Raw genomic sequence first — 10,439 nt, 5'->3', positions numbered from 1 at the left:
GTGCGCGAAGCTGGGCCTCATCGTCATCTGCGATGAAGGGGACGATCGCCTTCGTGAGCGCCGTTTTCCTCGCTGCGATGTTCTTGATGTCGCCGTGCAGCGATGCGCGGTGGAGGGAGCGGGACTCCTCGTAGCCTCATATGCGCGCTCGGTCAAGGCACAAGCACTCGTTCGTTCCGGCTGGGCTGTGAGCCTTGATCCCGTGCCCGACGCGCTGCGCGACGCGACTCCTCGCGTGCATCTGCATGGCCAGGTGGAAGCGGAACGTGAGGGAGCCAGTGGCCACATGCGCATTCCTCAGGCTGCGTTGCGTATGATCCGCCAGGGGCTTCGAGAAGGCCCCGTGCTCATCCAGGTCGCGGCCTCAGGGTATTGGCCGACGGTCGTTTGTCGGCGCTGCGGCGAACGTGCGCGCTGCCGTCATTGCTCCGGGCCTCTCGCTGTGGGCAGTGGGGGAGAGGTGACCTGCTCGTGGTGTGCGCGTACCTCGCAGACGTGGCGGTGCCCGCACTGCTCCGGCACAGAGCTGCGCGCAGCTCGCGTGGGTTCTACACGCACCGCCGAGGAGATCGCGCGCAACCTCCCGGATGCGTCGGTCCTCGAGTCGTCGGCAGCTCATCGGATCAGCCGTCAGCTTCCCGCGCGTCCCACTGTCGTCGTCGCGACGCCGGGAGCTGAGCCAGACGTGGACGGTGGCTACGCCGCCGCAATCATTCTCGACGCCCACGCCCTTGCTGGCCGCACGGAGCTGTGGGCCCCGGAGGAAGCTGCCAGGCGGTGGCTCAACGCGCTGTCGCTCGTCCGCCCAGGCCACCCTGGCCTCGTCGTCGGGACGATTCCCGATGCCCTGGGTCAGGCGCTGGTGCGCTGGGCCCCAACTGACTACGCTGATCGTCTTCTCGATGAGCGCGAAGCCCTGGGCTTTTTCCCGGCCACGACCATGGTTGCGCTCGATGGGCCGGCGGCACAGGTCCGTCAGGTCGCCGACGTAGTCCTTGAACCGCCTCGAGGAACGGTCGCGCGGACGGGGCATGTCGATCGCGACGTCGGCCAGAAGACGGCACCCTCCGGCCCCCATGACGAGCACCCTGTCGCTGAGGAAGACGGACTCGCCGACATCGTGCGTGACCATCACGACGGTGGCCGCGACCTGGCGCACGAGGAGGTCCAGCTCGTTCTGCATGATCTCGCGCATCTGAAAGTCGATGGCCCCGAGCGGCTCGTCCAGCAAAAGTACCTTCGGCCTGCCGGCCAGGGCGCGCACGACGGCGACGCGCTGCTGCATGCCGCCGGAGAGCTGGATGGGGTATTTCCCCTCGTGCCCCTTGAGGTGGGCCAGCTCGAGCAGCTCGTTCAGCCGCGTCTCCTGTTTTTCCCGGGACTCTCCGGCTATCCTCAACGAGTAGAGGATGTTCGACCGAACGGTCATCCAAGGAAAGAGCGCGTAGTTCTGAAAGACGTAGCCGCGCTCCACGCCCGGCCCCTCGATGGGCCGTCCCTCCAGCGCGGCCGTCCCCTCCGTGCAGGTCTGGAACCCGGCCAGGATGGTCAGCAGGGTCGTCTTGCCGCACCCCGAGGGCCCCAGCAGCGAGACGAACTGCCCCTTACTCACCTCGAACGAGAGGTCGTCGATGACGGACCGGACGAGTCCGTCCCGGTCCGTGAAGGATTTTTTGACGTGGTCAACGGTCAGCAGCGCCATCTTTGTATCTCCATCCGGTCAGGCTGTGTTCGAGCAGGACGATGCTCTTGTCCATGGCGAACCCCACCAGGGCCGACATGATCATCAGGGCGTACAACAGGGGCGTGTTCATGCGCACCTGCGCCTCGACCATGATGTAGCCGAACCCCTTGCTGGTGGCGATGAACTCGGCGCAGATGACCGACATCCACGCGCCGCCGAGGGCCAGCCGGCATCCCGTCAGGAAGCTGGGAAGCGCGCCGGGGACGACGACGTCCCTCAGGACCTGCCACGTGCCGGCCCCCATGCACCGCGCGGCGTTCTTGTAGTTGGGGTCGATGTTCATGACCCCGGAGATCGTGTTGATCAGGATGGGGAACACGGCGCTCATGGCGATCATGAAGATGGTCGGCCCGTCCCCGAGCCCGAACCAGATGATGGAAAGCGGCACCCAGGCCATGATGGGGACCTGCCGTATCGAGTTCACGTAGGGGGACAGGGCGACGAGCGCGGTGCGGGAGGAGCCCATGAGGAGCCCCAGAGGCAGCCCGATCGCGACCGAGTAGACGCAGCCCGTGAAGACGCGCACGAGGGTGATGCCAAGGTTGGACATCACCTTTTTGTCGAACCAACCGGTGAAGAAGGTCTTCATCGTGACGAGGAAGTCCGGAAGGATCAGGCTGCGGTCGATCGCCCTGGCCAGAAAGTACCAAAGCAGGCAGACGGCCAGCGTGCCGGCCAGCATGCAGACGAAACCCTTCCTGCGCCCCATGATGGCGGCCAGGTTCAGCCCCCTTCTGCCGGAGAAATTGGTGCCGGAAGCGTTAATAATTGAACGTTCATTTTGTGCCATGCTCGCAATGTTTCCTCTCCGCATTCGACGCCCAGGACCTGCGGAAGCAGCTCTTCGCAGAGAGAAGCCTCCAGCCTCCCGACCGTATCGTTGTAATGTCCGACAAAATCCTTGAAATCCGTGCTCCCGAGCAGCGCCTCATGGACGACCAGAACCGCGGAGGGAGCGTCGCAGGGCAGCGCGCGGTTCCGATACTGCGGAAGCCTGATCGCGTCAGCGGCGTCCAGGACGACCGCGTCGACGGCTCCGCACTCCAGGGCGTACGGCAGGGCCGGAGCCGCGATCGGATGCAGCTGCACCTCCCGCCCCAGGTTGGCGAAAACGGCCTGCCTCTGGAGGTCCCGCCCATTCATGTATCCCACGGTCCGGGGATGCGCCGCATCCCGGGCGACCAGCACGTTCGCATTTTTCACCAGGCCGCCGAACACCCTGAACGGCGCCCCGGAGTCCAGAAACTTCTGCGCCGCATCCGGGCACAGCACCGCCATGTCGAAGTCGCCGCCGGCCAGCGCGAACTCGGCCTGCGTTCCGCAGCAGTCGCTGAGCTGGAGAAAGGAGAGCCGCCTCATGTCGACGGAACCGACCCTTGCGCTGCCGGTCCGGGCGGCGTAGGCGACGAGCTGCCCGGCCAGGTCCTCGCCGCAGGCGATCATGAGCCCCTCTCCGTGCGGGCGCCGGGCAGGTACGGCCATGAAAACGGCCGTCGCCGCCAGCGCCGCACAGAGGATGAGGACAAGCGGAGAGGGACGTCTATTCAACGATACCGTCGACCTCGACGGCCTTCGCCCTCCAGTCCTTGTAGCTCATTCCGGTGGGGAACACCGGGTCCACCTTCTCCTGGATGAACCGGTCGAAGTCGATCGCGCCGGAGGCTTCGAAGTAGGAGAGGTCGATGTAGTCGTCCAGATTCACGGTATTGATGTCGTCCCGGACGTGGTAGTGCCTCATCGTGTCGAGCTGGTTCTGCATGTTCTGGCGATTCAGCTTCCAGCTGATCGTCCGGCCCTCCTCGTTCAGCTTCTTGTAGAGCGTCATCAGGCCGACCTCCAGGGGGACGTTGTAGTTCTCGGCAAAGATGCGGGCCGCCTTGTAGGGATGCTGATACATGTACTGCACGCACAGCGTATGGGCCAGGAGCATCCTGCTGGCGAGCTTCGGGTGCTTTCTGGCGAAGTTGTAGTTCATGCAGACCTTGCAGCACGTCCCGTGTCCATTCTTCCTGTCCGTGTTCTGGCGGACCATGACCCAGCCCGTCTTCTCGTGCTCGGCCATGGAGCCCCACGGGTCGCAGCAGGTGAAGGCATCCAGCTTGCCGGCAACCATCGAGAAGTAGGCGTCCGCGTCGCTCATCGAATAGTTCTCGTACTTCTCGATGTCGTTCGGGATCCCCAGCTGGTCGGTCCACTCCATCCAGTTCATCGAGTTGGCGGGGTCCCCGCCCGCAGCCACCTTTTTGCCGATCAGGTCCTCCGGCTTCTTGATGTTGAAGCTGCACACGAGGTACTCCGCGCCGCCCGTGTGGTTCTCCGCCGCGATGAAGAGCGGCGTACCGACCTGCACGGCACGCAGCGTCGTCGTCCAGCCGGCGTAGGCCATATCCATCCGGCCGGCGCTCATGGCCTCGGGGACCTTTCCGTTTCCGGTGATCTCCACCTTCATCCCCAATGCCTCGAAGATGCCGGAGTCCTTGCCGACGCAGGCCGCCGTCATGTGGTCGCAGTTGTAATACCCCAGGTTGACCGTGTAGCTGGCGTCCTCCTCGGGAAGGGGCTCCAGGTTGTATTGGGCGACCATGGCCGGCACCGGGTCGTCCTTCTCGTCGGAGGCGGCCGCCGGACCGTTCGCTCCGAGGACGCAGACCAGGGCCACCAGGGCAAGAGCGCAGAAACGGAATTTTTCGTTCACGTTCAACTTCACGTTCAATTTCAACTTCAACAACTTCAACTTCAACGCCTCCAGTATTTCCATAAAATCCGCCAAAACGGAAAAGTCAACAGCATCCGTCCATGCCGTCGCCGAAGAGGCTGATCCACTCCCCGTCGACGAAGCGAAAGACGGCGTATCCGATGTAGATGCCCTTTTGTCCCGACACCAGCAGCTCGACCGGCGGGACCTCGTCGATATCGCGCCACTGCAGCCGGCAGTTCTCCAGAGGGGCGCGCACCGGCGCGGAGAGGCGGAAAGCGCCGCCGTCGGAGTAGACTGCGACCATATGGTTCTTGTCCCTGTCCTCGCGATAGACGACCACGAGGTCCTCGATGCCGTCCGCATTGCAGTCTCCAAGCGTCGTCAAAAGGATCTCCCTGTCGGGGAGGCTCTCCCGGAAGACCGCGATCAGGGGATGGCTGGTCACGGGCAGGGAGACGTCCTCCGCTCCGCCAGGCGCCGCGCCCGGACCAGGGAACGCCAGAAGGAACGCCAGAGGGAACAGGGCGCGGAGAAGGGCTGCGCCCCGCGGAACGAGGCGGGTCATGCCCCCCTCCTGCGCAGGGACCGCCTCCACTGCAGAGTCCAGCCGTATCCGCCGATGCAGAGGACGAGGATTGCGCAGAAGACCTTGAACCCCTCGGGGAAATCGATGGAGATCCTGCTGACGAAATCGATCTTGCCTTGCGAGCGCGTCAGATCGAAGACCGGCCTGAAGTTGTCCGACAGGAGGAAGTTCGTGATGTAGCCGAAGGCCAGGCCGAACAGGACGAGCATGCCCGTATAGATGGTCACCGCCCTTTTGCCGATCAGCCGCCAGATGCTGACCATCTCCGGGAAATTCGTCGCCACGCTCGAAAGGAGAAACGTCACGGCGACGCCGGGCGCGGCGCCGGCGCTGACCAGCGCCGCGATGAACGGGATGTGTCCCAGCGCGCAGACGTACATGACGCACCCCAGCAGGGTGATCCCCAACAGCGACATCAGGCGCGGGTCGCTCAGATAGTCGAGGATGAACGACGTGGGGACGACCGTCAGCAGAAGCGCGGCGAACGCGGTGCCGACGACGATGAAGCGGCACGTCTGCACCGCAAGGTCGTTGAATCCCCATTCGATCCCCCCGCGGATGCGCTGCATCAGGGGCGGGAGCGCCGGTCGGTCCTCCCGGTCGGAGGGGGCCGCCGCCAGGCCTGCGGCCGCGGGCGACTGGAGCTCGGGGCCCCCCAGGGCGTTTCCGACGATCCCGATCCCGAAGGGGATGATGAAGCCGCTGAACAGGTAGATCGTCGCGATCTGCGGCCCCAGCATCGCATAGGCCAAGATGACCGCCGCCGGGTTGATGATCGGAGTCGCCACCAGGAACGCCAGCGTCGGGCCGAGGTAGGCCCCGGAATAGTACAGGCCGAGGGAGAGCGGCACCACCCCGCAGCTGCAGATGGGGAGCAGCATCCCGGAGACCGTCGCCTTGACGATGGAGGACAGTTTCTTGTTTCCGAGCGACCGCTGCAGCGTCTCCGGGCGCAGAACGGCGTGAAGGACGCCGCAGAACAGGAAGCTCAGGATCAGCCACGGTCCGCTGGTCTCCAGCATCCCCCAGGAGTATTGGCAGAACTGCCGGCCGTATTGAAGGAGGAGCCTCATAGCTCCTCGCCGATCGCTTCCGATATGACCTTCTCGATGGTACGGCGGTTCAGGTCCTCGTAGCGGTCCTTGCCGTCGACGATCATCGTGCCGCGGGTGATGGGACCGTACTTGGGCAGGTAGTCGAAATCCTTTCCGGCGTAATAGATTTTGAGGTCGATCTTCTCCGGGAAACGCTTCTGCAGTTCGTTGAGGACATCCACATGGCCGTCGCAGCACGGACACGTATTGATAAACTCGACCTTCGTCATGATAAATCATCCCCCCAGATTATAAAGCGAGATGGAAAAGTTTCGTTCCTCGATTGCCCCTTCACAGGCGTTTAGGGTGCTTCTGCCGTATTTCGGTCAAGCGCGTCCTGTCATCATCTCGATGAGGCCCCCGACGGAGCCCCGGTCTCCGGGATGCCCTGATCGCCGCTACCGCAAAGCCACCGGCGTGGCTCCCGCGGCCGCCTATTTGAGCTCGAGCGTCACCTTATAGGTGAAGTCCTTGGGGCTGAACCAGTTCCTGGGGGCCCCGTCGACCTCCGCGTAGGGGTACATGAAATAGGTCAGGGGCGTCTTGCGGGTCGCCTCGCTCAGCACCGTCCCCCGCGTGTCGCGGTTCAGGGCGATGCGGAAGAGGTCGTCCCCGGCCCAGAAGAACTCCTTCAGCTTATCGGCGTCCTTCAGCTCCACCTTGTCCGCCAGCATGGCCTTGCGCACGTCCGCGGGGTCGGCGGGGACCCAGCCGGTTCCCGGAAGGTAGAACTCCGCCCAGCAGTGGTAGTTGCCCGTGATCTCCCCCGTCTTGGGCGCCGCGATCCTGAGGCCGTACACGTCCCGGGCGGGAATGCCCGCAGCCCGGGCGAGCGTCACGAACACCGCACTGATGTCGGCGCACTTGCCGCCGCCCTTCAGGTCCTGCAGCGTGCGGATGGGAAGCCCCAGGCCGCAGCCCTCCTTGACGCCCTCGTCGCGGAAGGTGTTCTCCACCACCCAGGAGTAGACTGCGTAGGCCCTCTTCAGGATGGAGGGCTCCTCCTTCATTTGGGCCCCCACCTCCGCGAAGAGGGGATCCTCCGAGGGAACGGACGGCGACGCCTTGAGGAAGGGAAGGACCTCCACGGGGAAGGGGGTCCGGGTCTCGTCCAGGGTCCCGAACTTAGCGTAGTGCGAATCGACGTCGAAGCGCATCGTCAAGGCCGGAGCCTTGGAGGGCTTCACCCAGGAGGCCCGGAGATAGAGCGCACCGCTTTGAGGCTCCCTCTCGACCCCCATGCTGTCTGCGTCGCTCTTCAGCGTCATCCCGGAGATCGTCTGAAAGGCGTCCGAGAGCGGATAGGGCAGCCAGGCCTCCGCCCGTTCGGCCTTCTCGGCCCCCGAGAGGACGACCTCGAAGGTCACCGTACCTCTGTGCGCCGCGGGGGCGGGAGAGGCCACCGACAACACGGCGATCGAGACCGACGCCAACAGCGCAAGCAATCCTTTGAAAAGGCTTTTCCTCATGACAAGAACACCTCGTTTCAGTTTTTCCCCGTCTCGATGGGGAGCTCGGGAACGTTGCTCCATTCGATCCAAGAACCGTCGTACACCTCGAGATGGGGGTACCCCAGCAGCTCCTTCAGGACCTGGTCGGCCCGAAGTCCGTGCTCCTGCGGAATTTTGCAGGCGTATCGGGCGAAGGAGTACGCGCCGTGCAGGGCAACCGGAGGCCTGAAAATACGGTAGGGCCCGGCCGCTCGAGCACACAAAAGCCATCGTGCCCCATCGAAGGCCGGCCCGGCCGCCGAAAGGCAATTCATCCGCACAGATACAGGGAGAGATGGGAAATCCTGAAGGGGAGGATAAAAAAGAAGAGGTCGCGCCCGGCGGCCTCTCAAAGATCAACAGCAATGACGAGCAAAAGAGGCACGTCAGCCTTTGAAGAGCTCGGCCCGAACGGACGACTCCGAAGGAATCCCATCACGGCATGCATCCCGTGCATCCAGACCGCTTCCTCAGGTGAATCCGCACTGCCGCATTCGGGCCTCCTCCTCTCTTGGATGATCGTCGCCGAGCCTTTCGCGGTGTTTATACCCCATAGCCGACGGAATGTCAACCGACAGGCCCGGCGGAACCGGCGCTCAGTCCACCGGGCCGCCCCTCAGCCAATCGGACAGACGCCGCCGGAACTCCGACGCGCCTCCATTGACGTTTTGCGCAAAGACCGTCCCGCCCTTCAGGGCAAGCCGCGTCAGGATGGCGAGGACCTGTCTCTGCCGGTCGGGCGACAGTCCGCGCGCGGCTCTCAGGACGGCAAGGGCGCTCTGCACGGGGGCCTGGCGCATCTCCTCCAGGGTCCGCGAGCCCGTGGACTCCAGGACGCCGAAGATGGACTCGACGAAGCGGCGCTTCTCGCCGTCCGAGAGGTCCGCAAGCCAGTCCCGAACGGAGCGCTCGAAGAACACGCTGAAGCCGCTCCTCTCCTCCGCAGGGATGAAACGGTTCCCCCGGACCAGCCAGGACAGCGCGTCGTGCGCGGTCGGGCCCCTGTTGGAGCTCCGAACGATCCTGTGGTCCACGGCGCTGTCCATCAGGATGCCGACGAGGGAGTCCTCCGGGATGATGCTGACGATCCGGGGGGCGAGGTCCCGGTAGGCCGGCAGCCGCGTGACGGCGTTCGCGAAGCCGGGGCCGTCGTTGGTGAAGACGTCCCGAATCCTCCTCCGAACCCCCTCGTCGCAGAAGACGGAGGCGTAGACGGCGAAGTTGCCGCCCTTGGAGTGTCCGCCCACGCGGATCGGCAGGGAGCCGTCGCGGAAGCGGTCGTTCAGGTACTCCACGGCCATCCTCTGGCCGGGCGTCTCGGTCAGGTAGCTGAAGGTGAAGTCCTCCTTCCACCCGACCAGGCTGTTGTCGGTGCCCCGGAAGGCCGCGTAGACCGTGCCGTCGCCCGGCCACAGCGTGACGGCCGCCATCTGCACGCTCTCCCTCACGGAGACGTGGTTGCGGTACCAGGCCATCCGCATGTCCCGATACCGGACGGAATCCGCAAGCGGGTCCAGCAGCAGCGGAGCGGGGCCGGTAAAGGTCCTCCTGCCCCGCACCTCCGCGCGCGTGTGCAGGCGAAAGTACCGGTCGCGAACCGCGCGGACGGAGACGGGCTCGCCCTGCGGCGCCACGACGCCGTCGAAGTCCGTATACGCCAGCTCGGCGAGGACGAGGTTGTCCACCTCGTTGAACGGGTCCGTGGAGAAGGGGACGTCGCCGCGCCATTCCAGGTAGTCGAAGATGTTCGCCAATCGTCCTCCCCTCCTCCGCTTTCCTCGATGGCCCCTCATGCTCCCCGGGACAGGAGGGCGGCGGACGCCAAAAGGGGCGGACTTCGGCCCGCCCCTTGGATTTTCGATCACGGCAGCGCCGTCTCGCGGTGTTTATACCCCATCGCCGGCGGAATGTCAAACGGCGCGGGGCGCGGATGTCGCTGCTCCGCGACAATGCCTCGCCGCAAACGGAATGGCCGGAGAAAGGAACCCATCCTCACCCGCGCCGAACGGTTTCGGCGCCGCGTACCCGGGCCATCCTCCTGCCGCGATCAGTTTTTCCGCCACAACGGAACCTGCGTGCCGTGCTTTTCCTTCCTGAAGTATTCCGCCAGGTCGTCGCACTGCACCGCTTCCGCAATCTCCCGCGCCCACACCGCATCCTTGTCCTCTGCCCTGACGACAAAGCCGACCGCGTACTTTTCATTGTCATCGGACTGGCAGACGAATTTCTCGGCGGACATGCCGGCATTCACCATGTGCCCCGCGGCCAGGCAGATTCCATCCACGTCCCCGATGGCCTGAGGCAGAACGGACATCTCCGCCGTGATGAACTTGATCCAGAACCGTGGTCACCTCCGCTTCGGGATCGAGGGCGATCAGCTTCTGGGCCTCGAGCATCCTGAGGCCCCTCGCCTGATTGGTCGCGTCATTGCACAGCCCGATCGTGGCCCCTTCCGGGAGCTGATCCACGGTGCTCCACTTGCTGGAAAACATGGCGAACAAAGGATAAAAGGTCTTGGGCTGAACCATAACAAAGTCTGTCCCCTTGTCCCTGTTGTAGTTCTGCATGTAGGGCTCGTGCTGGTACCAATTCATGTCGATGCTGCCCTCGGCGAGCGCTACGTTCGGCTGTACGCTGTCGTCGAAGATGACCGGTTCCACCTTATAGCCGAGAGCCTCGATCTCATCCTTGGTGGAGCCGATCTGATCCACCATGTCCGCGCGCACCCCGATCTTCACATGGGGCTTGATCCGGGCTCCCGGCGATGCCGTCTTCTCCGCCTGTCCCGACGCCAACGCCGGACCGCAAAACAAAAACACAAGCAGAG

General features: G+C 64.4%; 10 protein-coding genes and 1 pseudogene. All 11 read right to left on the bottom strand.

Annotated elements, in window-relative coordinates; translation table 11 throughout:
- Positions 1-364 precede the first annotated feature (364 nt).
- A complete protein-coding gene (locus tag Q0176_RS06455) occupies positions 365-1,702 on the bottom strand; it encodes an ABC transporter ATP-binding protein (protein WP_299300412.1) in 1,338 nt (445 codons plus the stop codon).
- Positions 1,683-2,453, bottom strand: a complete 771-nt coding sequence (gene saoP / locus Q0176_RS06450) for an ABC transporter permease subunit SaoP (RefSeq protein WP_299300414.1) — start codon at positions 2,451-2,453, stop codon at positions 1,683-1,685. The genes Q0176_RS06455 and saoP overlap by 20 nt, the downstream gene beginning before the upstream one ends.
- Before the next feature lie 14 nt (positions 2,454-2,467).
- Positions 2,468-3,292, bottom strand: coding sequence for an ABC transporter substrate-binding (seleno)protein SaoB (gene saoB, locus Q0176_RS06445; RefSeq protein ID WP_299300410.1), 825 nt, complete (start codon positions 3,290-3,292; stop codon positions 2,468-2,470).
- Complete coding sequence (saoX, locus tag Q0176_RS06440; RefSeq protein WP_299300408.1) at positions 3,285-4,478, bottom strand: ABC transporter substrate-binding subunit SaoX; 1,194 nt, start codon at positions 4,476-4,478, stop codon at positions 3,285-3,287. The genes saoB and saoX overlap by 8 nt, the downstream gene beginning before the upstream one ends.
- Before the next feature lie 46 nt (positions 4,479-4,524).
- Entirely contained in the window at positions 4,525-5,007 is a 483-nt protein-coding gene (gene saoC, locus Q0176_RS06435) for a Cys-Cys-COOH (seleno)protein SaoC (protein ID WP_299300406.1), read from the bottom strand.
- Positions 5,004-6,101: an efflux transporter SaoE gene (saoE, locus tag Q0176_RS06430; RefSeq protein WP_299300404.1), complete on the bottom strand. Its 1,098-nt coding sequence runs from the start codon at positions 6,099-6,101 to the stop codon at positions 5,004-5,006. Before saoE ends, saoC begins: the two co-directional genes overlap by 4 nt.
- Positions 6,098-6,352, bottom strand: coding sequence for a thioredoxin-like (seleno)protein SaoT (gene saoT, locus Q0176_RS06425; RefSeq protein ID WP_299300402.1), 255 nt, complete (start codon positions 6,350-6,352; stop codon positions 6,098-6,100). The genes saoE and saoT overlap by 4 nt, the downstream gene beginning before the upstream one ends.
- A gap of 204 nt (positions 6,353-6,556) precedes the next feature.
- Positions 6,557-7,591 carry a transglutaminase family protein gene (locus Q0176_RS06420; RefSeq protein ID WP_299300400.1) on the bottom strand — a complete coding sequence of 345 codons (1,035 nt, stop codon included), beginning with the start codon at positions 7,589-7,591 and terminating at the stop codon, positions 6,557-6,559.
- Between the two features lie 17 nt (positions 7,592-7,608).
- Complete coding sequence (locus Q0176_RS06415; protein WP_299300398.1) at positions 7,609-7,836, bottom strand: hypothetical protein; 228 nt, start codon at positions 7,834-7,836, stop codon at positions 7,609-7,611.
- A gap of 372 nt (positions 7,837-8,208) precedes the next feature.
- Entirely contained in the window at positions 8,209-9,366 is a 1,158-nt protein-coding gene (locus tag Q0176_RS06410; protein ID WP_299300396.1) for an Mbeg1-like protein, read from the bottom strand.
- 293 nt (positions 9,367-9,659) lie between these two features.
- Positions 9,660-10,326: pseudogene (locus Q0176_RS11240) on the bottom strand (MetQ/NlpA family ABC transporter substrate-binding protein).
- Positions 10,327-10,439: the final 113 nt, after the last annotated feature.

This window comes from uncultured Fretibacterium sp., assembly GCF_938040765.1.
Lineage (GTDB): Bacteria > Synergistota > Synergistia > Synergistales > Aminobacteriaceae > CAJPSE01.
Note: the sequence above shows the minus strand (reverse complement) of the source record. Positions and strands in the feature narration are given on the sequence as shown.

Coding starts and splice junctions, on each gene's coding strand:
- Q0176_RS06420 (WP_299300400.1), bottom strand. CDS start 7,591: ATGAGGAAAAGCCTTTTCAAAGGATTGCTTGCGCTGTTGGCGTCGGTC.
- saoE (WP_299300404.1), bottom strand. CDS start 6,101: ATGAGGCTCCTCCTTCAATACGGCCGGCAGTTCTGCCAATACTCCTGG.
- saoT (WP_299300402.1), bottom strand. CDS start 6,352: ATGACGAAGGTCGAGTTTATCAATACGTGTCCGTGCTGCGACGGCCAT.
- saoC (WP_299300406.1), bottom strand. CDS start 5,007: ATGACCCGCCTCGTTCCGCGGGGCGCAGCCCTTCTCCGCGCCCTGTTC.
- saoP (WP_299300414.1), bottom strand. CDS start 2,453: ATGGGGCGCAGGAAGGGTTTCGTCTGCATGCTGGCCGGCACGCTGGCC.
- Q0176_RS06455 (WP_299300412.1), bottom strand. CDS start 1,702: ATGGCGCTGCTGACCGTTGACCACGTCAAAAAATCCTTCACGGACCGG.